The 21082-nt window shown below is 68.6% G+C and carries 18 protein-coding genes and 1 pseudogene; 8 read left to right on the top strand and 11 right to left on the bottom strand.

Features of this window, described 5'->3' with window-relative positions; translation table 11 throughout:
• The first annotated feature begins 4 nt into the window (after positions 1-4).
• The gene (locus ACFVUT_RS00340; protein ID WP_389641849.1) at positions 5-1018 is read left to right on the top strand and encodes an aldo/keto reductase; all 1014 of its coding nucleotides are present in this window, start codon (positions 5-7) and stop codon (positions 1016-1018) included.
• A gap of 85 nt (positions 1019-1103) precedes the next feature.
• On the opposite strand, the gene ACFVUT_RS00335 is transcribed toward ACFVUT_RS00340, so the two are convergent.
• Positions 1104-1970 (bottom strand): sulfurtransferase, encoded by an 867-nt coding sequence (locus tag ACFVUT_RS00335; RefSeq protein WP_389641846.1) that lies wholly within the window; start codon positions 1968-1970, stop codon positions 1104-1106.
• A 391-nt stretch (positions 1971-2361) separates the two neighbouring features.
• Here ACFVUT_RS00335 and ACFVUT_RS00330 point away from each other — a divergent pair, with 391 nt between their 5' ends.
• Positions 2362-3384, top strand: a complete 1023-nt coding sequence (locus ACFVUT_RS00330; protein WP_389641844.1) for an aldo/keto reductase — start codon at positions 2362-2364, stop codon at positions 3382-3384.
• 121 nt (positions 3385-3505) lie between these two features.
• Here ACFVUT_RS00330 and ACFVUT_RS00325 read toward each other — a convergent pair whose 3' ends face one another.
• On the bottom strand, positions 3506-4213 hold the full coding sequence (locus tag ACFVUT_RS00325; RefSeq protein WP_389641841.1) for a hypothetical protein: 708 nt from the start codon (positions 4211-4213) through the stop codon (positions 3506-3508).
• Here ACFVUT_RS00325 and ACFVUT_RS00320 point away from each other — a divergent pair.
• Positions 4184-4654: a helix-turn-helix domain-containing protein gene (locus tag ACFVUT_RS00320; RefSeq protein ID WP_389641838.1), complete on the top strand. Its 471-nt coding sequence runs from the start codon at positions 4184-4186 to the stop codon at positions 4652-4654. The two genes, ACFVUT_RS00325 and ACFVUT_RS00320, sit on opposite strands and share 30 nt — an antisense overlap.
• Before the next feature lie 19 nt (positions 4655-4673).
• Here ACFVUT_RS00320 and ACFVUT_RS00315 read toward each other — a convergent pair whose 3' ends face one another.
• Together ACFVUT_RS00315 and ACFVUT_RS00310 are read right to left on the bottom strand one after the other, a co-directional pair.
• A complete protein-coding gene (locus ACFVUT_RS00315) occupies positions 4674-5333 on the bottom strand; it encodes a response regulator (protein WP_389641835.1) in 660 nt (219 codons plus the stop codon).
• A gap of 406 nt (positions 5334-5739) precedes the next feature.
• Positions 5740-7209 carry an MFS transporter gene (locus tag ACFVUT_RS00310; RefSeq protein ID WP_389641832.1) on the bottom strand — a complete coding sequence of 490 codons (1470 nt, stop codon included), beginning with the start codon at positions 7207-7209 and terminating at the stop codon, positions 5740-5742.
• A 123-nt stretch (positions 7210-7332) separates the two neighbouring features.
• Between ACFVUT_RS00310 and ACFVUT_RS00305 the strand changes: the two genes are divergently transcribed.
• A complete protein-coding gene (locus ACFVUT_RS00305; protein WP_389641829.1) occupies positions 7333-7980 on the top strand; it encodes a TetR/AcrR family transcriptional regulator in 648 nt (215 codons plus the stop codon).
• An 87-nt stretch (positions 7981-8067) separates the two neighbouring features.
• Here the strand turns inward: ACFVUT_RS00305 and ACFVUT_RS00300 are convergent, their stop codons facing one another.
• The 4 genes from ACFVUT_RS00300 to ACFVUT_RS00285 all read right to left on the bottom strand — a co-directional run bounded on the left by ACFVUT_RS00300 (position 8068) and on the right by ACFVUT_RS00285 (position 13273).
• Entirely contained in the window at positions 8068-8907 is an 840-nt protein-coding gene (locus tag ACFVUT_RS00300) for an SMP-30/gluconolactonase/LRE family protein (protein WP_389641826.1), read from the bottom strand.
• Between the two features lie 100 nt (positions 8908-9007).
• Positions 9008-9937, bottom strand: a complete 930-nt coding sequence (locus tag ACFVUT_RS00295; protein WP_389641823.1) for an NADP-dependent oxidoreductase — start codon at positions 9935-9937, stop codon at positions 9008-9010.
• 67 nt (positions 9938-10004) lie between these two features.
• Positions 10005-10850, bottom strand: a complete 846-nt coding sequence (locus tag ACFVUT_RS00290) for an alpha/beta hydrolase (protein ID WP_389641820.1) — start codon at positions 10848-10850, stop codon at positions 10005-10007.
• Between the two features lie 89 nt (positions 10851-10939).
• Complete coding sequence (locus ACFVUT_RS00285; RefSeq protein WP_389641817.1) at positions 10940-13273, bottom strand: CoA transferase; 2334 nt, start codon at positions 13271-13273, stop codon at positions 10940-10942.
• Between the two features lie 678 nt (positions 13274-13951).
• On the opposite strand from ACFVUT_RS00285, the gene ACFVUT_RS00280 reads away from it, so the two are divergent.
• Complete coding sequence (locus ACFVUT_RS00280) at positions 13952-15010, top strand: LLM class flavin-dependent oxidoreductase (protein ID WP_389641814.1); 1059 nt, start codon at positions 13952-13954, stop codon at positions 15008-15010.
• 113 nt (positions 15011-15123) lie between these two features.
• The gene (locus ACFVUT_RS00275) at positions 15124-15888 is read left to right on the top strand and encodes a dienelactone hydrolase family protein (protein WP_389641811.1); all 765 of its coding nucleotides are present in this window, start codon (positions 15124-15126) and stop codon (positions 15886-15888) included.
• Here ACFVUT_RS00275 and ACFVUT_RS00270 read toward each other — a convergent pair.
• The gene (locus ACFVUT_RS00270) at positions 15860-16396 is read right to left on the bottom strand and encodes a winged helix-turn-helix transcriptional regulator (RefSeq protein ID WP_389641809.1); all 537 of its coding nucleotides are present in this window, start codon (positions 16394-16396) and stop codon (positions 15860-15862) included. The two genes, ACFVUT_RS00275 and ACFVUT_RS00270, sit on opposite strands and share 29 nt — an antisense overlap.
• On the opposite strand from ACFVUT_RS00270, the gene ACFVUT_RS00265 reads away from it, so the two are divergent.
• Entirely contained in the window at positions 16349-16984 is a 636-nt protein-coding gene (locus ACFVUT_RS00265) for a TetR/AcrR family transcriptional regulator (protein ID WP_389641807.1), read from the top strand. The genes ACFVUT_RS00270 and ACFVUT_RS00265 overlap by 48 nt on opposite strands.
• Before the next feature lie 55 nt (positions 16985-17039).
• Here the strand turns inward: ACFVUT_RS00265 and ACFVUT_RS00260 are convergent, their stop codons facing one another.
• Positions 17040-18623: a class I adenylate-forming enzyme family protein gene (locus ACFVUT_RS00260; RefSeq protein ID WP_389641804.1), complete on the bottom strand. Its 1584-nt coding sequence runs from the start codon at positions 18621-18623 to the stop codon at positions 17040-17042.
• A complete protein-coding gene (locus ACFVUT_RS00255; RefSeq protein ID WP_389641801.1) occupies positions 18620-19852 on the bottom strand; it encodes a MaoC family dehydratase N-terminal domain-containing protein in 1233 nt (410 codons plus the stop codon). Before ACFVUT_RS00255 ends, ACFVUT_RS00260 begins: the two co-directional genes overlap by 4 nt.
• 408 nt (positions 19853-20260) lie before the next feature.
• Here ACFVUT_RS00255 and ACFVUT_RS00250 point away from each other — a divergent pair.
• A pseudogene (locus ACFVUT_RS00250) lies at positions 20261-21080 on the top strand (12-oxophytodienoate reductase); the annotation flags it as partial.
• Between the last annotated feature and the right edge of the window lie 2 nt (positions 21081-21082).

The following is a 21082-nucleotide window of genomic DNA, read 5'->3' as shown; positions in this document are numbered from 1 at the left end:
AACCATGCCCCCCGCCCTCCCCCTTCCCGACGGACACCGTCAGCTCGGCACGTCCGGCCTCGTCCTGTCCGAGATCGGCATCGGCGCCAGCACCTTCGGCCGCTCGGGCATGCGCGCGACCGGCCAGGAGGCCGTCACCGCGATCGTGGACCGCGCCATCGACCTCGGCGTCACGTACTTCGACCTCGCCGAGGGCTACGGAGACCGCCCCGGCCAGAGCGAGGAACTCTTCGCCGCCGCGCTCGGCGGCCGCCGGGAACAGGTCGTCATCGGCACCAAGTTCGGGCTGAACCTCAGCCGGGAACGCGGTCCCGCCTATGCCCGCCCCGGATCCCGCAAGTACATCGTCGCCGCGGTCGAGGAGTCACTCCGGCGGCTGCGAACGGACTACATCGACCTGTACCAGATCCACTTCCCGGACCCGTACACACCGGCCGAGGAAACCCTGTCCGCGCTCGACACGCTGGTGACGTCGGGCAAGGTGCGCTACATCGGCGCGTCGAACTTCAAGGCGTGGCAGATCGTCGAGGCGCAGCACGTCGCGAGGTCGCACGGACTCACTCGTTACGTGTCGACGACCGACGAGTACAGCCTGCTGTGGCGCAGGCCGGAGGAAGAGCTGATTCCGGCGCTGCGCCACCACGGCCTGGGCTTCATCCCGTACTTTCCGCTCCAGAACGGGCTGCTCACCGGCAAGTACTCCGCGGACCACGCGCCGGACGACGCCAAGATCACCAACCTCAAGCGCTACCTGCTGCGTTCCGCGCCCTGGGCGGCGCTGGCGAGGTTCGAGCAGTTCGCGCGCGACCGGCACATCACCCCGAGCGCGGCCGCACTCGGCTGGCTGCTCGCCCAGCCGACGGTCACGAGCGTGATCGCGGGAGTGACCGTGCCCGAGCAGCTCGACGAGAACGTCCTCGCCTCCCGCTGGAGCCCGACCGCCGAGGAGGAGGCCGAGCTGCGCGGCCTGTTCACCGGCGATCTGTCGGGCGGCCCCGGCGTGGTCGACCGCGGCTGAGGTGCCGGGAGCACCGCGCTCCCGACACCCGGCATGGTCGACCGCGGCTGAGGTGCCGGAAGCACCACGCTCCCGACACCTCCTGTCATCCGGTCGGCGCCGGGTCGACGCCGGGCCTGCCCCCGGTCGTGGTCGGACGCGTGGGATCGCTGATCCACGCGGACCACGAGCCGGGGTACAGCGCCGCCTCGACGCCGAGGGAGGCGAGTGCCAGCACGGTCGTCGTCGCCGACACCCCGCTGCCGCAGTACGCGCCGACCTCGCGGCCGTCCAGGTGTGCGGTGTACAGGGCGCGCAGCGCCCCGGCGTCGAGCAACTCGTCCCCGGCGAAGTTCGCCGCTCCGGGGACGCTGTGCGCGCCGGGGATGTGACCGGTCCCCGCCCGGTCCGGGTCACCTCGGTACGCCGCCGCGGCACGCGCGTCGAGCAGATGCCCCGCGGCGGCGAGCCGTCGGGCGTCCTCGGCTGTCAGGACCGGAAGCGCACCGGGCCGTACGACGGCCTTCCCCGCGGTCGGCGCAGGCACGTGGACGTCGAGTGCCCCGCCGATCTCCCGCCAGGCGGCGAGGCCACCGTTCAGATACCGCACGTTCTCCACGCCGGCCCAGCGAAGAAGCCACCAGGCACGGGCGGCGACGGCGGGGTTGCGGCGTGTGTGGACGACGACCGTGCTGTCATCGTCCACCCCCCAGATCCTCAAGTGTTCCTGCAGGGCGCTCGGGTCGGGGAGCGGGCTGTTGCCGGACGTCTCGGTCCGCGGGCCGACAAGATCCCTCTCGAAGGAGACGTAGTGAGCGCCAGGTATGTGTCCCGTCGGATAGGAGTCCACTTCCTCGGCGGGGTCTCCTGGCTCCCGATCGACCTCAAGGACGACGATCTTCGCGCCGCCCCGTAGGGCGATGTCGAGTTCCTTCGCCGACGTGGTGACGGCCTTCGTGGTCGCTGAGCGCACCTGAAATTCTCCCTCACTCGCTGATGAGGCGACTATCATCCACAGACGAGCATTGCGCTATATATCTTCTATTACATCCTCAATAACCTTCACCCACTCACTATTTATCTTGTCCTGTTTGATTCGCCAACTTATACTTACTGCCGACCGAAGAGCCTCATCAGGCCGCGTCCGGACCGGCACCAAGGCCACGGCGCGCTGTCGCGAGCACGATCAGATGCCCGGTCAGGAGTACGGACTCAACGCTTACGGCCCCACGGCATCGGCAAGGGCGAGCTCGTCGGCCTCGTCGGCGACCTGTCCCTGACGGGCCCGGCGGGGGGCGGCAGCCGGTCGAGCGGGCACACAGAATTCCCGGCCATCACCCACGTACGACGAACGGATACCTCCCATGTCGGCCAACGGCACCCCTCACCAGGCGGCGGCGAACCGCTACGAACGGCTCCCCTACCGGCGCGCCGGCCACTCCGGCCTGCGGCTTCCCGCGTTCTCCTTCGGCCTGTGGCAGAAGTTCGGCACCGACTACCCGTACGAGACGCAGCGCGAGATCGTGCTGCGCGCCTTCGACCTGGGCATCACCCACTTCGACAACGCCAACCGGTACGGTCCCCCGCACCGCGCGGCCGAGAAGTTCTTCGGTCAGGTGCTCCGCAAGGACCTCGCTCCCTACCGGGACGAGCTGATCCTGTCGACCAAAGCCGGCAACCCGATCGGGCCGAGCCCCTACCAGCGAGGCGGCTCCCGCAAGTCCCTGCTGACCTCGCTCGACCACAGCCTGCGCGACCTGGGGACCGACTACGTCGACATCTTCTACAGCCACAGCCCGGACCCCGAGACACCGCTGGAGGAAACCGTCGGCGCCCTGGTGACCGCGGTGACCTCGGGCAAGGCGCTCTATGCAGGCATCTCCAACTATCTGCCCGAGCAGGCCGACGCGGCGGCCGGCCTGCTGCGTTCCGCGGGCGTGCCACTCGTGGTGCACCAGCCCCGGTACTCGCTCTTCGACCGGGGACCTGAGCTGAACGGCCTCATGGACCTGGCCGCGCGAGACGGCTTCGGGCTCGTGGTGTACAGCCCGCTCGCGCAGGGGCTGCTCACCGACAAGTACCTGGGCGACTCCATCCCCGAAGGTGCCCGAGCTCGCGCCAGCGCCTTCCTGTCGCCGGACGTCATCGACGACACCTACCGGAAGCGGGCGTCCGCCCTGCACGAACTCGCCCGGGAACGAGGACAGTCCCTGGCACAGCTCGCCCTGCAGTGGGTGCTGCGCCGGCCGCAGGTGACCAGCGCCCTGATCGGCGCCAGTTCGGTATGGCAGCTCGACCACAACGTCGGATCCCTGGACTTCCCCCCGTTCACCGAGGAGGAACTCACCCTCATCGACACGCACGGCGTACACGGGACCGCTCTCTGAGTGGCCGCGTTCGAAAATCCTTCGGGGGTTGACGGATCTTTTTCCCCCCGAGTGGTGGGAAGATCCTCGGACGCTTGCACCGCCTCGGTAGTCAGCACCTTCGGTGGGCCGGTGTCGCCCGTCAGGGCTGCCGGGGTCGGTCGATCGACGGGTTGCTCGTGCATTCCGCATCCTGGTCCTGTCCGGTCGTGGCGGACCAGCCGGCGAGCAGCTTCAGGCCGTCCTCGGCGGCGGTCTTGGGGGGCGCGCTGTAGACGACCATGCTCAGGCCGCTTTCGTCCGGAAGGCTCATGGTCTCCAGGTCGAGTTCCAGGTCACCGACGAGCGGATGGTTGAGGCGTTTGGTGCTCTGACGGAAGACATGCACGTGGTGGGATCCCCCCATCACGCGGAAGGCGTCGCTGCGGGTGGACAGTTCACCGATCAGGTTCGATAGTTTGGCCAGGTTCGACCCCGACGTGATCGTCGACGAGCCGATCCAGCTCCCTATGGCGGTGTGCACCGGGGCCGTGAGGTGTTCGTGCAGTCGATCCTGGGCGCGATGATGGGCTAGGCCAACGTCGCTGTCACCGATACCGAAGTGTTCGAGGGCCCGGCCGGCGTCGTCGGAACGCTCACCGGAACGCTCACGGCCCACACCACCGGTGAGGAGTTTGCGCTGACCATGGTCGAGATCCACCAGGTCGAGGACGGTACGGTAGGCAAGATCGACGTCTACACCAAGAACCCCCACGAGCTCGCCGCGTTCTGCACGCGCGCCGAGGCGGGCACCCGCTGACGACGACATGCCGAGTATCGGATGCGCCTGCGCGCGCAGGTCGTCCTGCACGCGGCACGGGGGCGCTCCAACGCGCGTATCGCCCGCGAGACGGGCCTGCACCTGGACACGGTTCGTGAGTGGCGGGGCCGGTACGCCGCCGGCGGGCTGCCGGCCCTGGCCGACGGCAAGCGCTCAGGGCGCCCGGCCCGTTTCACTCCCGTGCAGGTCGCCGAGGCCAAGGCGCCGGCCTGCCAGTTACCTGCCGAGACCCTCATGCCACTGTCGCGCTGGTCCTGCCCTGAGCTGGCCGCCGAGCTGACCGCGCGCGAGATCACCGACAGCATCTCGGCGTCCACGGTGCGCCGCCGGCTGCACCAGGACGCGCTCAAGCCCTGGCAGTACCGGTCCTGGATCTTCACCCGCGATCCGGACTTCCGCGCCAAGGCCCAGCGTGTCCTGGACCTGTATGCCCGCACCTTCGAGGGTGTCCCGCCGGGCGAGGACGAGTAGGTTGAAGCAACCCGAGCGATCACGCGGCGGGCCTGACGAATCCGATGTCGTAGGCGAAGATCACCGCTTGTACGCGGTCACGCGCGCCGATCTTCGTGAGGAGGTGACTGACGTGGCTCTTCACTGTCGACGGAGCCACGTGGAGGCGCTCGCCAATTTCGGCGTTGGTCCAGCCGCACGTGATTGCGGTGAGAACGTCGCGCTCGCGTGGCGTAAGGGTGGCGAGCCGCTGCTCCTGGGTGGGGCCCAGGATGGGGAACTGGTCTGGAATGGTGTCGAGGAGTTGCCGGAGCAGCGGAGGTGAGACGACGTTGTCTCCGACGGCTACGACACGGATCGCAGCGACGAGTTCGTTCACGTAGGCGTCCTTGAGCAAGAAGCCGCTGGCGCCGGCCCGCAGCACGGCGTAGATGTGGCCGTCCAAGTCGTCGGCACCTATCCCGAGCACCCTGGATGCACTGCCTGAGTGCCTGATGTGGCGGGTGGCTTCGATACCTTCGAGATCCGGCATCTGAATGTCCATCAGCACCACGTCGGGACGCAGCTGGGTGATCTTGCGCAAAACGTCATCGCCGCCTGACGCCTCACCGATTACTTCGAGATCCGGTTGCTTCTGCAAGAGCATGCTGTAGCAGCGGCGCTCCAACGTGTGAGGGCTGACAACGAGGACTGTCGTCATGTCGCTGGTCGTTCCACGCAGCGCAGGGAGAGAGGGCGTGTGCACGGGGGTCATGACGGTTCGACGAGCCACATGAGCGTTCGACTCCTGGGGTGATCTCGGTAGGGATCCTGGCAGCGCGCTGGGCGTGTGCGTCGTACGCGATTCGGCTGCAGTCCGTCGCCCTGCCCACACACCTCGAGCTTGCTGCAGTCGGTCCGCGGAGCAGACGTCGCACCGGACAGAGACTGTGCACTAGTTGATCTGACTCGCCGGACTCGTCATACATGGCACTGTCGGCAAGATGGTGCAGCCTTGTCGCCTTGCGTGGAATCTTCGCCTCACATCGAGAGCCCGGCGCCCTTCTGGCAAAAGTCGATGCCGGTCCGCACGAGTGAGTGTCAGCCACCGTGCGGACCGGCGCCCGCTAGTTCCTCTCGGCCTGCGGGGCGACACCCGCTGTCCAGGTGGAGTGAGATCGCGCGATCACCAGACCGAACACTGCGCTCAGGAGTGCAGCTGCGGCGCAGATGCCGAACAGAACCCGGTAGGCGTCGAGAGAGGGGAGTTCGAACTTCCCGAGCGTGATCGTCATGGAAGCGAGGATGCTACCGCCCGCGGCGCTGGCAAATGTGCTGCCCATGGAGCGAGCGAGAGTGTTGATGCCGTTCGCGGCCGCGAGGTCCTCGGGCGGGGTGAAGTTGTTGATGAGGGTGGGCAGAGCCGCATAGCCGATGCCGGTGCCGGCTCCGATGATGGCGGTGCCGAGGACGATCTGCCAGAGGCTGTCCGTCAGCACGATCCGCACGATGAGCCCGCCGGCGACAATGAACCCGGCGAGGGCCAGGACACGGCCAGCGCCCCAGAGTGTGCTCAGCTTGGCGGTGACCGGCGCGAGGAGAAGCATGAACAGGCCGCTCGGGAAGAGGCACAGTCCGGCAACGAGTACCGACGATCCGAAGCCGTAGCCGGTGGCTTCAGGCGCCTGCACGTAGTTCGCGGTGCCGACGAACGTGGCGAAGAGAGCGAAGCCGAAGCACATGCTCGCCAGGTCGGTGAGGGCCACCGGAGGGGCCGAGAGTGCGTGCAGGTCGATAAGTGGTGCCGCGGAGCGCTTCTCCACGATCACGAGCAACACGAGGAGCACGACGGACACCGCGAGCAAGGACAGGGTCTTCGCGTCCGCCCATCCCCAGGTGCCGCCCTGCGACAGCGGAAGGACCAGGCAGGTCAGTCCAGCGGCCAGCAGGACAATGCCGGGCAGGTCGATCGAGCGGGCCCCCTGCGTGGGCGGTTCCGCAACAAGGATCGCGGTCAGAACGATGCTGACAACGGCTCCCACGGCCCCGATCCAGAACAGGACGTGATAGTCGACGCTGTCGGCAATGGCACCGGCCAGCGGCAGCCCCAGGGCGCCACCGATGCCGAGCATCGCGCTGATCAGGGCGACTGCAGAACCCTTCCGCTTGGCCGGAAGGACACTGGCGAGCAGGCTGATGCCGAGGGGGATGGCCGCCGAGGCAACACCTGTTATGGCGCGACCGATGATCATCACGGTGGCGTTGGTCGTGAGCGCGTCGATGAGCGAGCCGACCGCAAGGCCGCCGAGACTCAGCAGCAGCAGGCGACGGCGGCCGAACATGTCGGCGAAGCGCCCGATGATGGGCACGGCCACCGCTGCCACCAGCAAGGTTGAGGTCAGCAGCCACTGGGTCTGGCTTGTCGACGCACCGATGTCCTGAGAGATCACCGGCAGGACGGGGATGACGAGGGTCTGGGTCAGCGACGCCATCAGGGCCCCCAGGGCCACGGCGATGATCTCCAGGTTGGCCCGGAACGCGGATGTTCCGGCCCCCAGGTCGGTGTCTTCTGACGACGCCGTCGTCTGAGATGTCATGAGAATCCCTAAGTAAACAAGCGATTACTTGGCTCCAGGGAGCATAGGATCCCGGCCCGCCGTTTAGCAAACGCGTGATTACATAGGTCGAGAGCCGCATACGACCTGGGAGATGATGGGGGCATGGCTGAGGAAGTGACTGAACCAGCACCACGCCGCCGAGATGCTGACGCCACACGACGGCGCCTGCTGCGGGCGGCGCGCCGACGGTTCACGGTGCTGGGCTACGAGCGCACGACGACTCGGGACATCGCTGCTGACGCCGAGGTCAACGTCTCCATGATCAAGCGCTACTTCGGGTCGAAGGAGAACCTGTACGTCGAGGTGGTCAATGAGGTGGCAAAGTTCCTCGACGGCCAGGCGGCAGAGGACTCGGGGGACGAACTCCCCGAGGACCAAGCGCTGTTGGAGTCCTTGATGGGCGGGCTACGTGCCGACGCCTGGGCAGAGTACGGGCACGTCCATCCATGGATGCTGGTCTTGCGGCAGGCGGGTGCGGACCCGGTGACGGACCGGCTCCGCCGTCATTCCCTCCTGGCCGGGATCGCGGCGGTGGAACGATCGGTGGTCTCGCCGGACATCGAGGCCCCGAAGAGCCGCAGGGTGCGAGCCGAGATGCTCATCGCCCTCTACACAGGGCTTGTGATCCTGCGGGAGATGCTCCCCGAGGACCTCCTCGCGACCGCCGACGAGGCAGGCGTGCTGGAGGAGGTCATGAATCTGACGCGCGACCTTGCCGACCGGCCTGCTGACTGGCCACCGTCGTCCTAGCGGCCCTGCGCCACGACGGAAGGAGTACGGCCAGTGCGGCACGCCGGCGGCACTGGCCGACGGCGCCGGTTGGCTGCTCCTGCATCTTCAGCGTGCGAGCTCCTTGGCTGTGGTCTTGGTCAAGCCGATGATGCCGGCCTTCGCCGCGGCGTAGTTGGCCTGGCCGTTGTCCTCGAAGACGAGGCAGCAGGGTGTACGCGGGTCGGGGAACTCCACGACAGCCTTGGTCGCTCCATCCTCGCCGGACAGGACGACCGCCCCATTGGTCATGTCCGCCCACCACATGTCGCCATCGACGTCAAGGCTCATGCCGTCCGGCTCCCTGTGCTCCAGCAGGATCACGGGATCGTCGGACAGGATCTGGCCGTCAGCACCGAGCGAGAACCGGTGCACCGTGCGGGTCAGGGATTCGACGATGCAGAGTGTTCGCTCGTCCTCGCTGAGCACCAGCCCGTTGGCGAAGAGCACCTCGGGACCGGTCTCTGCGATCACGCTGTCCGGCGAGACCAGGAACATGGGCACGGCACGTGGGGTGCCGAAGCCCTCGGTGACGGGATTGAAACCCATCGACCCGACGAGGAAGGATCCGTCGGAGCGCCGGGCGAACTCGTTGACGGGTGCGCTGGTCTCGGCGGACAGGTCGACGACCACCTCGTACTTCCCGCCGGCGATCCGGTAGATCTTCCGGTCGAAGGCGGCTGCCGCGTACACCGCGCCGTCCGGCGCCGGGCTGATGCCGAGCACCAGCGGCGTCGGGAGTTCGGCGACCAGGCGCACGTTCCCCTTCAGGTCCGCGGCACGTACAGCGTTCATGTCCGAGAAGTAGACCTCACCACCGGCGAAACGCGGGCTCTCGACGAAGCCGAGGCTGTCCGCCAGGACTCGGACGCCGGGAAGGTCGGCGAGCTGTATCCGTGGAGCAGTCATCGTGGTGCCCTCTCCTTCGGGTCGCACTGCGCTGCGCTGGGAACTCACCTGCCGGACAGAGGCACCCACGCCCAGCGGGCGTGTGGCACCTGGTGGTTCGTCAGAGGATGAGGACCGTCTTGCCGCCGAGCGAGCCCCGGTCGGCCGCGGCGTGCACCGCGGGGAGGTCGGCGAGCGGGCGCCGGTCTGCGACGTACAGCTGCAGCTCTCGGGAGCCGACGCGGGCGAGGAGCTCGGCGAGCTGACCCGCGTCGCTGCGAGTGCCCATGCGGACGGACCGCACGCCACGACCGGGATCCGTGGACGCAGCCGTCGTCGCGCTGACGAACATGCCACCGTCGGCGACGAGGGCAACGAGGGCGTCCGCCTCCTCACCGGTGCTCGGGGCCAGATGGACGGCCAGGTCGAACGGCCCTTCGGGGGCCTCGGCGACGGGCGTGGCCGTGTAGTCGATGACGGCGTCCGCTCCGTAGCCGCGTACCCGGTCGGCGCTGCGCGCACTGGCGGTGGCCGTCACCTCGGCCCCGGCCTTGTTCGCCAGTTGGACCGTGTACGCGCCGACGGCTCCGCCCGCACCGTTGACCAGCACCCGCTGTCCGCTCCTCAGCCCGCCGTGGCCGAACAAGGCTTGCCAGGCGGTCAGCCCGACGGCGGTCACGGCTGCCGCGGCAATGGGGTCGACGCCGTCGGGGAGTGACGTGAGCAGTCCGGAGGGTGCCAGCACGTACTCGGCGGAGGCTCCGGCGGCGTTCAGTGGGAGGAAGGCCGCTACAGCGGCGCCCTCGGCCCACTCGCCCACTCCGTGGCCGACGGCCGCGACCGTGCCGGCGACTTCGAGGCCCGGGGTGTGGGGCAGCCGCAGAGGGAGCGCCGACTGCATGTGTCCGGCGCGGATCGCGGCTTCGACGGGATTGAACGACGTGGCCCGGACCTCGACCAGGACCTGCCCCGGGCCGGGCTCGGGGACCGGGGCCTCCTCCAGCACCGGGTTCGAGCTGTCGCCGTAGTGGTGAAAAAGCACTGCCCTCATGTGTCTCGGTCTCCCCAACTGTGCGATGCATGAGTGAAAGTGACGTCGCGACAGGCGGCGGGGAGTGCTACCTGGGCGGGAACGGGTAGAGCTCGGCCTCGGCCTCGACGCGCTTGCGGTCCGTCACATAACACTCGAGGAACAGGGCGACGTCGCGGCTGGTGTGGGCGAGCATCGTGGGAGCACGGTCGAATTCGTGGATGCGTCCCGCGTACACGTGCAGGCTGCTGGGCACGCCCAGCGCGCTGAGCCGGGAGTGGAGCAGGAGGCTCGATCGGTGGTGCAGCGCCATGTCCTGGGTTCCGTGCAGGAGCACGGTGGGTGGGAAGCCGCCGTCCAGCCGCGCGATCGGGCTGGCGGCGTCCAGGTCCTGCGCGGACTCGCCACCGGCGGGGAACACCATCCAACTCGGCATGCGGCCCTCCTCGTCGAGAACGAGGTCTTCCGGGCGGAGCTGACTCGAGGCAGGCGGGGCCACCGGGTGGAATCCGACCGGCGGATAGTAGGCAACGATGGCCGCAGGCCGCTCGGAGCGGTCGAGCGTGCCACTCATGAGGGCGAGGTGGCCGCCCGCGGAGTGTCCCTGTACGACGATGTTCTCCGGTTCGATGTCCAGCTCGTGCGCGTGGGCTCGGACCCAACCCAGGGCGGTGCGCAGGTCATCGACGGGGGCGGGCCACGGGGCGGCGTCGAGCAGCCGGTAATCGGCGGCTATCGCGGTGAAGCCCCGCTCGGCGAGGGCGCCGGCGCGGTCGTGCACGTCCTGCGGCGTCCCCGTGCGCCAGCCACCGCCGTGGAAGACGAGTACGGCGCAGCGCCGGCTCTCCCCGGTCGGCCGGAACACGTCCAGCTTCTGTGTGAAGCCGGCGGCGGTGGTGTGGCTGTGGGTCTCCGTCGGCAGGGGCTTCGTCACTGGGACCTCTCGGGTGGGATGCGAAGTGGGGCGCCACGGGCGCCGGCCGGGAGACCGGCGCCCGTGGGCATGCGTGGGCGACGCGATGGCTACGCGTTCTCGGTCGCCGGCTCCTTGACGGTGCCCTGCGCGAGGAGGTCGTCGACGCGGTCGCCGAAGCCGAAGTCCTTGAGCACCGCGCGGGTGTCGCTGCCGGGAGGGCCGACCGGGAAGCCGATCCTCGCCGGCGTACGGGACAAGCGGGGAGGGGGACCGACCAGCGTTCCACTGCCGGCGCCGGGAAACTCCCGCGGCTGGATGAGGCCGTGGGCAAGGGCCCATTCGTCTGCGGCGACCTCTTCCAGGGTGGTGACCAGGCCCGCCCCGATACTCGGGGCCGCCTTGTTGACCTCGGTGACCCAGGTCTGGGCCGGCTTCTGGGAGAAGCGGGCGGTGAGCTCGTCCTGGAGGGCGTCGGCCTCGACCTTGTCGATGCCCTCGAGCCCGGCGACCACGGCGAGGGCGGCCAGGTCGGTGGAGGGCTTGACTGCGAGGTAGAGCCAGCGTCCGTCACTGGCCTCGTAGACGTGGTTGAGGGGGTCGTAGCCGCGGAAGTCGAGGCCGCCCGGGTCGCTGTCCCAGTCGCGTGTGCGGTGGTCGACCATGTACGGGGTCATCCAGGCGACGCTGGTCTGGGCGAGAGAGCTTCCGACGAACTGGCCGGTGCCGGTGCGCAGGCGGTGGAGGAGCGCAGCCATGACGCCGAAGGCCGCGATCTGGCCGGTGCCGTTGTCGTTGATGAGGAAGAACTCCATGTTCCCGGCCAGCGTCTTGCTGAAGTGCATCAGGACGCCGGTGGCGGCCTGGCCGAGTTCCTCGTGGCCGCGGTACTCCGCGCGCGGGCCGAAGACGCCGTGGGCGGAGAGGCGGGAGTAGACGACGTCCGGGTTGAACGCGCGGACGGCGTCCTCGCCGACCCCGAGGCGCTGGCCGACTGCCTGGGAGAAGTTGGTCGCGATGACGTCGGCGTCCTTGGCCACGGCGCGGAAGACGTCCAGGGCGCCGGGCTTCTTCAGGTCGAGAAGGACAGTGCGCTTGCCACCGTGTGTCTCGTAGTGGAATCCGTTCATGCCATGGAAGTTGGGGTTGCCGACGTGGATGACCTCGGCTCCGTACTCGGCCAGGATCCGGCACGTGTTGGGGCCGGCCAGCAGAACGGTCATGTCGACCGCACGAATACCCTCCAGCGCGGACGTGAGCTCGACGGCCTGCGCATCCGCGGGCGCGGCCGATTTGGCGGGCAGGCTGTCCAGCTCTGCGAGGATGTCGGCGCGGTCGGCGTCCAGCGCGCGTCGGGGCCGGGGGGAGGCCGGGGTCTCGGTCATCATGACCGGGCTACCGGCCTGCCGGGTGACGCCGAGCTCAGGGTCGACCAGGTCGACCGTGCCGCCGATGGCGCGCGCCTGCTCGTCGTAGAGCAGCCATTCGCGCTTGGAACGGACCATCACGAGGTCGGCGATCGCTCCGACCTCACGCTCCCAGTACTCGGCGGTCTGGGTCTTGAAAGCGGCGGCGATCTCGCCGGCCAGCGCCTCGACGAACTCCTTGTCAGCAATGACACGCTGGACGCCCGCGTCCAGGAAACCGCGGGCCTCCCACTCGTCGTACGTTCCGATGATGCGGGCGAAGTCGCCGACCTGGCGGCCCTCAAGCCAAGTGACCCGGACGAAGCGGCCGTCCGCGCACTCGTAGGCGCGCGCGATCGGGTACGCGTGGCTGCCGCCGAAGGTGCCCAGCGGCCTGTGCTCCCGGCCGGGTGTCCGGTCGATGAAGGTGCGGGTCAGCTCGAAGGCCGCGTCGTAGAGCGAGACCTCCACGCGCTGGCCGCGGCCGCCACGCTCGCGGGCGATCAGGGCCGCGGCGATGGCGTTCGCCGAAATGAGGGCGGCTGAGACGGAGGCCAGCGGAAGCGTGTTCACCACCGGCGGCTCGGTCCAGTCGCCGTCCTGGGGCGGGTACAGGCCGGCTGCGGCTGCAACGACACCCTCGTCCGCGTAGAGGCCGGCGCGCTCGTCGTCCGAGGCGAAGCCGGGGATCGAGCAGTAGATCAAGCCGGGGTTGCGCTTCAGGGACTCGGCGGATCCGAGACCGAGCCGGTCCATCACACCGGGGCGGAAGTTCTCGATCACCACATCGGCGGAGTCCACCAGCCGGCGGGCGGTCTCGGCGTCACCCGGCGCCTTGAGGTCGAGGACGATGCTGCGCTTGCCCCGCTGCAGGATCGCGTTGCCCTCGTGCTTCCACAGCGGCCCCGTCGGCGGGTCGACACGGATCACGTCCGCGCCGTAGTCGGCCAGCAGCTGGGCGACCAAGGGGCCGGCTACGTACTGACCGAAATCGATCACACGCACGCCATTCAGCGCGCCACCACTGTGTTCACTCACGAGTGCTACCTCCGCGTGACTTGCCTTGCGGCCGTCGAGCCAGGGACTCGGACGGCGCGGCTCATTTATGGACGGGTTGTCGGGCCGGTGCGACACACCGCTCGTAACATCCTGTACACATGTTCAGGAGCCTAGGTATACGCGGGAAGTCCCGTCAAGGGCCCGGTTTTCACGGGAATTCGACAGGTGCAGGCGGAAGGAATTCCAAACCATTCCCGACAGGGAAGGCTCGGCCGCGGCGCGAGCTCGTAACCCCGAGCGCCGCCGACCGGCGCGCGGCCGGGGCAGGGCGGCGCGATGGCCATCTCACCTCTCCCACCGAGGCTCGACCAGCCACTGAACATGTGTGCAGCCGCACCGTATGCAGGACCTGTCGCCGCGTCAATAGGTCCGCCCGACAGTCCAGGTGGGGGCGGAACGGACCCCCGCCGCACCCCTTGACATCCCCCGGGGCAGGACTATCGTCACTGCACAGTCGTTCAGCGCCTGGGCTCGTACGGTGCCGGCTCGACGACGTTTCCGTAGCGGCGAGGAGAGCCGGCTGCGCCGACGGGCACGCGTTCAGAGCTCTCTCCCACGCGGAGATCGCAGGTCTGATCGTCGTCACCCGGCCGAAATACCGCCTGCCCGCGTCTCCCGTACCGCCCAACCCTGAATGCCCTGAGAAAGGCGACTGCAATGATTGAAAGCTGGGGCTTTTACATCATGACTCCGGAGAAGTACGTGGAATCGCACGCGGAGTTGACCAGTGAGGTCATGGAGGACGCCTTCGAGCACTGGCTCGACATCCTGACGAAGACGGAGGCGTGGGGATTCGACGGCGTCTCGTTCGCCGAGCACCACTTCATGAACAACTCCATGATCCCGTCGCCGCACCTGGCGATCGCGGCGCTCGCGGCCAAGACGGAGCGGCTGCGCTTCTCCACTGCCGGCAGCGTGCTCTCGCTGCACCACGGCTGGCGCTACGCCGCCGAGATCGGCATGCTGCGTTACCTCTCCAAGGGGCGGTTCGAGCCAGGTATCGCACCAGGTTCCGGCCCCACGGAGACCGTCATGGCGGGGTACCCGGCCGACGAGGTACGGCCTCGCTACGAGAGTGGCGTGGACTTCCTGGAGCAGGCACTGACCGGCAAGCCGGTGACGCTGCACGACCAGTTCTACAACGTGGATCAGCTCGGAATCGTCCCGCGCTGGGAGCCCTCGGTGGGCCAGGAGCCCGTGTGGGTGACCGTCATGTCCCCCGAGTCCGCCGCCAGGACGGCGGAGCGCGGCTGGAAACTCCTCACCGGCTGGGTTCCCACCGAGCACGTGGTGGCACTCGCCCGCTCGTACCGTGAGGCCGCAGACGCCAGCGGGCACTCCACCGAACCGTCCATGCTCGGCCTGCGCCGCAGGGTCTTCGTCGCGGAGACGGACGCCGAGGCCCGCGAGAAGTTCGAGGCCGCACAGAATCTCGTACCCATCCTGCTCCGCGGCGAGGGCAGCAAGATGGAGCTTGCCGACTCCCGCGCCGCCGCCCTCGTCAACAACCCCGAGGACTACGTGATCGGCTCCGCCGAGACGGTCGCCGACACGCTGATCGAGCAGTGCCGGGCCGCCGGAATCGGATCGCTCTTCGCCTGGGCCGACTTCGCCGCGTTCAGCTGGGCCGACCTCACCCGCTCGCACGAACTGTTCGGAACCCGGGTGGCCCCGCGCCTGCGCACCGCCGACGTCGGTTCGGGCAAGGCGGAGTAGCAGTCCCCTCCACGGCAGGCGGGCCGTGGGCCTGCTGATGCAGGTCGCTACCACAGGCTGTGACGGCCCGCCGGCCGATTTCCTTCGGAACGATTCGCATCCCGGGAGTGAACATGATCCAAAGCCGTGTCGTGGCGCAGACCGCCGACGGTCCGATGACCGCACGGGTGTGGCACCCCAGCACCGTCGGCCCTCATCCGGTGGTGGTGTGCTACCACGACGGTCCGGGGCTCAGGGAGTGCATATACGAGACGGCGCGCCGCATCGCCGAAGACGGCTACTACGTCGCGGTGCCCGACCTCTACCACCGTGAGGGCGAGGAGATCTCCTTCGACCTGGCGGAGGTGATGAACCCCGACAGCCCGGAGCGGGAGCGGTTCGACCGTGTGATCGGCAGCACGACTCCCGAGCAAATGGTCGGCGACTCCCTCGCCCTGGTGGAGGCAGTGCGCGGCGATGCTGCGGCAGCGGACGGCCCCTTCGGCTGCGTAGGGTTCTGCCACACCGCCCGCACCGTCATCGGCGTCATGGCCGGACACGGCGACATCTTCACCGCCGGCGCCATGCTGCACCCGGCGTTCACCGTGACGGACTCGCCCGACTCACCTCACCTACGGGTCAAGGACATCACCGGCGAGGTCTACGCCGCGTTCGGTGGGGCCGATGCCGTCGTCCCACTACCCCAACAGCAGCCTCTCATCATGCAGTTGGAGCAGCTCGGCGAGCAGGCGGTGATCGAGGTCCATGCCAAGGGCGGCCACGGATTCCTGTGGCCGGGCACGCCGTCCCACGACCCGGAGGGCGCCGCGGCGGCGTGGACGCGGATGTTCGAGCTCTTCGGCCGCCGCCTCAAGGGTTCCGCCGTGCCCGCAGGGTGACGCCGTAGTGGATCCATGGGCCCCGGGTACGGATCGGTTTGCAGCTGATTCTTGCCCGGGGCCTTCGTGTGCCCTGCCCCGCGCGGGAGAGGGCCACGGACGGGCGGTGTGGGTCTTGAGGCCAACAGGCACCGTGCTGTGCGCCCGGCCCTCCTGGTCCAGCAGGCGTGCGCCGTGCTTGACCGGCCGGATCGTGTGTCGCGGTGATCGGGCGGCTCACGGCACACGGGGACACCTCGCAGCGCAGCATGACAGCGCCGGTCTCCACGAGCCGGCGCAGTCGGCGGGCGGCCCTACTGTCTCCGATACCGAATCGCTGCGCGAGCTCGGTCGCTGTGACGCGGCCGTCCCGGCTCAGCCCGACCCTGATCTGACGGTCCAGTTCGCCCAGCGGCCCGAAAGGCGGCAGCCTTGCAGCCCCCGCGGCCTGCCGTGGGGGCTGCAAGGTATTCTCAGCGCCATGCCGAAACTCGTCGACCTGCCGGAGCCCGGGGCCTTTTCGCCCCATGAAGTCCGGCTGATCGAGGCAACGTATGCCGCGATCGCGCGACAAGGTGTCCAGCAGCTCTCGTTGCGCGCGATCGCCCGGGAAATCGATGTGAGCCCGGGGCTCCTTGTGTACCACTTCTCCAGCCACGAGAACCTGCTGCTGGCGACGATGCAGTGGGCCTTCGATCAGGCCGTGCAGAGAATTCGCGACCATGTCGAGGAAATCGAAGATCCCCTGGATTTGCTCTCCGCGCTCCTGGACGCGATGTTCAACGGCGCCGAATCCAATCGCGAACACATCATGATTTACATGGATTTCATGCAGTTCGGCATCCGCAACCCGGACCTCGGCGAGACGATGAAGCTGTGGCGGAAATACATGAGCGCCGTTTTCGCCAGCGTGGTCCGTGTCGGGGCCGAGGCCGGCGAGTTCCAAGTCGAAAACGTCGACGCCGCTGCCCGGCATGCGCGAGCCATAGTCGAAGGGCACTGCCTTCAGTGGATCCAGGAAGATGACTGGAAGAAAATGCACAAAGTGCTGCGCAGGGAGTGCGAGACTTACCTCCTCGCATTCCTGCGCGGCCGGCATGCTGAGCGCGTGAACTGAACTCCCTCAGCTGCGCCCTGGGCCCGCGGCGTGCGTACGCCGCGGGCCTTCGGCTCTACGCCTCCGACCGAGCCTGCTCTCCCAGCGCGACAGCCCGTTGCCGCAGTCCGAAGCGGTCGACCTTGGCGGTCGTGACCATCGGGAAGGGCTCCTCCCCCATCAGGGTCCAGTGCCGCGGGCGCGCAAAAGCGTCCGCATCGGCACGTTCACTCCACCACTGGACCAGCTGACGGTCCCCGAGTTCGCCCCGGTGGCGCACGAAGGCGTGTGGTACCGAGCCGAAGCGGTCATCGGGGACTGCGACGACCACGGCGTCCAGGACCTGCGGATGGGCTTTGAGTACCGTCTCCACGTCTTCAGTCGATATCTTGATCGCGCCGCTCTTGAACACGTTGTCACCGCGGCCGGCGAAGGAGAAGTAGCCGTCCTTGTCGCGCACGAGCAGATCGCCGCTGCGCCACCAGCCGTCGGGGAAGTTGCGTGTTGTCAGCTCCTCGTCTCCCCAGATGCCGGAGGCGATGGGGCCACGGACGTACAGCTCACCAGGCCGGTCGGGCCCGGCGATCAGCTCGCCGGAGTCAGGATCCCTGAGTTCCGCGGTGATGCCCGGCATCGGCTTCCCGACGAGCCGTCCGTCGTCGTGCCGGACTCGCTCGTTGCCCAGTCCGGTGTGCATCATCGCACCGCCGCTCTCCGTCGCTCCGAAGCTCCCCATGAGCTGGAGGGAGGGGAACATCTCCCCGACCGCGTCGAGCACGTCCTGGGTGATCGTCTCTCCACCGAGCATGCCCACGCGCATCCGGTTTCCGGCGAAGGTGCCCGGATCGCGGGTGTACAGCTCGCGCAGCATGCGGACCATGGTCGGGGTGGTGATCAGGTGGGTGCACTGCTCCTCGGTGAGGGCGGCTGCGACGCGCAGGGGGTCGAACCGCATGCAGACCTGTGAAGCCGCGCCGATGACCGACGTCGTCTGGACGCTCAGCCACGCGGCGAAGTGCGGTGGGAAGTAGTTGAGGAAGTGATCCTCGTGGAAGACGGACCACGCGTAGGCCATGTTCCGCTGGCTCTCCAGCCAGTTCTGCTCGGTGAACATGACCGGCTTGGGCGGGCCTGAGGATCCCGAGGTGTAGATGACGTGCGAGATGTCGTCCGGCTGAACGTCCACGGCCGGCTCGCCCGCGTCCCCGTACTGCCCGTAGACCGCGTCCATGTTCAGGTGCTCGGGTTGGACGGGCTCGTCGAGCGCGAGGAAGCGCTCGACGGTGGGTATGCCGGCCGCGCGCACACGATCGAGCAGCTCGGCCGTCTCCGCCGTGTAGGCGAGCAGCCGCGCCCCCACGTTGGTGATCATCCAGGCGAGGCGCTCGACGGAGGCACGTCCGTTCATGACCGTGAGCACCAGGCCGGCCTTCTTGGCCCCGAGGGTGAGGGCGGCAAGGTCGGACCCGGGTGCCATGGCGAGCCAGGCGATACGGTCGCCCTTGACCAGGCCCGCGTCCGAGAGCCCCGCGGCGACGCTGCGGGCACGGGAGTTCAGATCGGCGTAGGTCCAGCGCACCCCGCGGTCGAGGTCGACGACGGCTTCCTTGTCCCCGTAGCCGGACTCGGCCCACAGCAGCAGTTCCTTGAAGGTCCTCACGCCGTCGCGTCCGATCCGGCCAGTACCCGCCGGACGACCTCGTCCAGGTCTGCCCGGTGGGGGAGCTGGACGATCGCGCGGGCCGTCATCAGCTCGACGCCACTGCGCTCGACGACCTTGAGCGCCAGCTCCGCCAGGCCGCGTCCGTCCTCCTCATAGGTGCGCACGACGGTGCCGGTGGTACGCATGATCTCGCCCGAGAACATCGGGGCACCGAGCCGCGTGTCGAACTCCAGGACCCAACCATGGTCGCCGATCCAGTTGTTGACCAGGTGGGTTGCGTTCATGTCCATGTAGGCGCCGAAGTTGATGGCGCGGGGCATGCCGACGGACTGAGCGGAGGTGTCGCACATGTGCCAGTCCATCTGGAAGTGGTAGGCGCCCGTCTGCGGGTCGACCGGTGAGCGGTCGAGCTCCGTGCGAATCATCTCCCACTTGCGGGCGTGGGCGATGCCGACGCCCGCCACACCAACGAAGGAGGCGACGTCGAGGATGTCCACCGGCCCCTTGAGGTCGACTCCTATGTCGTCGCCGGCCTTGACGTCCTCCCAGAACCGGGGCTCCGCGCCGCGGCGCAGGCTGCCGGCCAACTCCTGGTCGTAGTGCCGGTAGATCTCCTGAAGGTCCTGCTCGGTGTACGGAATCAGCGGGCGGTCCGCACCGGGCTGCCGCTCCTCGCGCGCCGCTCCGGGCAGCGCCACCGTCCCCACGACGCGGCAGTCGAGGGTGGCCACCAACTCGCCGCGCTGGTTGGCGTAGCGGCGCTGACCGTTGAAGACGAGGGTCCGGTGCGGACGGCCCGGTCGGGACCGGTTCTCCACGCCCTTCCACACGTCCTCGGCCGTCACCGAGTCGCCGTGGCGCAGCGGGCGGAGCATCCGCACCCGGTTGCCGGCGAAGAAGAGGTCGAAGCCGTCGATCTCTGGAGGCTCGGGAAAGACAGTGGTGGCGGAGGCGGTGTAGATGTACAGCGGCGGGGCGACGATCCCGCCCCACGGAGACTTGGCGGCGTAGTCCTCGTCCTGCCACAGCGGGTTGGTGTCGCCGTTGGCGACAGCGAAGAGCCGGATGAGGTCGTCGGTGACGTGCCGGTAGGAAAGCGTGTACTCGTGGTGCGATGTGCGCTTGACCGGCACGGGCTTCACCTCGCCCACGTTCGCGTTGACCCGCTGCAGGTACTGGTCGAGGAGCTCGTCGAGTGCCTGCTGCTCTTCATTGAGCGTGCCCATGCTTGTCCTCATTCGATGGGTGGAATTGACCTTCCGGCGCAGCCGCCCGGTGCTGCCGGTGCATGACGGCACCGAGGGGTTGGGGCAGCCAGGGACTCAGGCAGAGCGCGTGTCGGGTCGTCCCGTGGGTGGGCACCGCGTCTGCGGCAGGAGCCGACGGCCAGGTCCACAGACTGAACATTTGTGCAGTCACCCTAGGAGCCGCTGCAACACGCGTCAAGAACGTGGCCAGGGATCGAGCACCCCGGCTCCGCGTTCCGCCCTTACGACCCGTCAGGAGCACCTCACATGGCACGTACCCAGGACCTTCAGTCGCCGCAGCGACCCGGCCACGGTGCCGACCGCGTGTCACAGGCGCTGGGCGGGCCCTTTGCCGTCGGCTCGCTGACACTGGCCAACCGCTTCGTCATGGCACCGATGACGCGCAAGTTCTCGCCCCGGGGAATACCGGGTGAGGACGTGGTGCGGTACTACGCGCGCCGCGCCGAGGCCGGCGTGGGGCTGATCGTCACTGAAGCGTCTACGTGGGGCACGACAGCGCCGGCGCCAGCGACCAGGTGCCCCGGTTCTACGGCGACGACGCGCTGGCCGGGTGGAAGCGGGTCGCCGACGCGGTGCACGCCGCCGACGGGAGGATCATCCCGCAGCTGTGCCACGTCGGCGCCGCCCGGGCGACCGGCACCGGGCCGGTACCCACCGCACCGACGCTCAGTCCCTCGGGCCTCGCTCTGGACGGCTCGCCTCAGGGCACCGCACTCGGCACCGTCGACACCGACGAGGTGGTGCGGGCATTCGCCGACGCGGCCGCGGCCGCGCAGCAGGCAGGGTTCGACGGCGTAGAACTGCAGGGCGCGCACGGATACCTCATCGATCAGTTCCTGTGGGAACGGACCAACAGGCGCGGCGACCGCTACGGCGGCGACCCGGTCTCCCGGTCCCGCTTCGCGGCCGAGGTCATCGCAGCCGTACGCGCCGCGACCGGACCCGACTTTCCGGTCTTCTTCCGGCTGTCCCAGTGGAAGACCGGCCTGTACGACGCGCGCCTGGCGCACACCCCCCACGAGCTGGAACGGATCCTCGTCCCGTTGCCGCAGGCGGGGGTCGACGTCTTCCACGCGTCCACCCGCCGGTTCTGGCAGCCCGAGTTCGACGGCAGCGACTCGAACCTGGCCGGATGGGCGAAGAACTCACCGGCAAGCCCTCGGTCACCGTCGGATCGATCGGTATCCC

This window comes from Streptomyces sp. NPDC058051 (genome assembly GCF_042885475.1).
Classification (GTDB): Bacteria; Actinomycetota; Actinomycetes; order Streptomycetales; family Streptomycetaceae; genus Streptomyces.
Note: the sequence above shows the minus strand (reverse complement) of the source record. Positions and strands in the feature narration are given on the sequence as shown.

Excerpts from the sequence above, each read along its gene's own strand:
- ACFVUT_RS00280 (WP_389641814.1), top strand. The coding sequence starts at position 13,952 with ATGATTGAAAGCTGGGGCTTTTACATCATGACTCCGGAGAAGTACGTG.
- ACFVUT_RS00330 (WP_389641844.1), top strand. The coding sequence starts at position 2,362 with ATGTCGGCCAACGGCACCCCTCACCAGGCGGCGGCGAACCGCTACGAA.
- ACFVUT_RS00295 (WP_389641823.1), bottom strand. The coding sequence starts at position 9,937 with ATGAGGGCAGTGCTTTTTCACCACTACGGCGACAGCTCGAACCCGGTG.
- ACFVUT_RS00305 (WP_389641829.1), top strand. The coding sequence starts at position 7,333 with ATGGCTGAGGAAGTGACTGAACCAGCACCACGCCGCCGAGATGCTGAC.
- ACFVUT_RS00315 (WP_389641835.1), bottom strand. The coding sequence starts at position 5,333 with ATGACGACAGTCCTCGTTGTCAGCCCTCACACGTTGGAGCGCCGCTGC.
- ACFVUT_RS00310 (WP_389641832.1), bottom strand. The coding sequence starts at position 7,209 with ATGACATCTCAGACGACGGCGTCGTCAGAAGACACCGACCTGGGGGCC.
- ACFVUT_RS00300 (WP_389641826.1), bottom strand. The coding sequence starts at position 8,907 with ATGACTGCTCCACGGATACAGCTCGCCGACCTTCCCGGCGTCCGAGTC.
- ACFVUT_RS00320 (WP_389641838.1), top strand. The coding sequence starts at position 4,184 with ATGCGCCTGCGCGCGCAGGTCGTCCTGCACGCGGCACGGGGGCGCTCC.
- ACFVUT_RS00275 (WP_389641811.1), top strand. The coding sequence starts at position 15,124 with ATGATCCAAAGCCGTGTCGTGGCGCAGACCGCCGACGGTCCGATGACC.
- ACFVUT_RS00340 (WP_389641849.1), top strand. The coding sequence starts at position 5 with ATGCCCCCCGCCCTCCCCCTTCCCGACGGACACCGTCAGCTCGGCACG.
- ACFVUT_RS00255 (WP_389641801.1), bottom strand. The coding sequence starts at position 19,852 with ATGGGCACGCTCAATGAAGAGCAGCAGGCACTCGACGAGCTCCTCGAC.
- ACFVUT_RS00265 (WP_389641807.1), top strand. The coding sequence starts at position 16,349 with ATGCCGAAACTCGTCGACCTGCCGGAGCCCGGGGCCTTTTCGCCCCAT.
- ACFVUT_RS00270 (WP_389641809.1), bottom strand. The coding sequence starts at position 16,396 with ATGGGGCGAAAAGGCCCCGGGCTCCGGCAGGTCGACGAGTTTCGGCAT.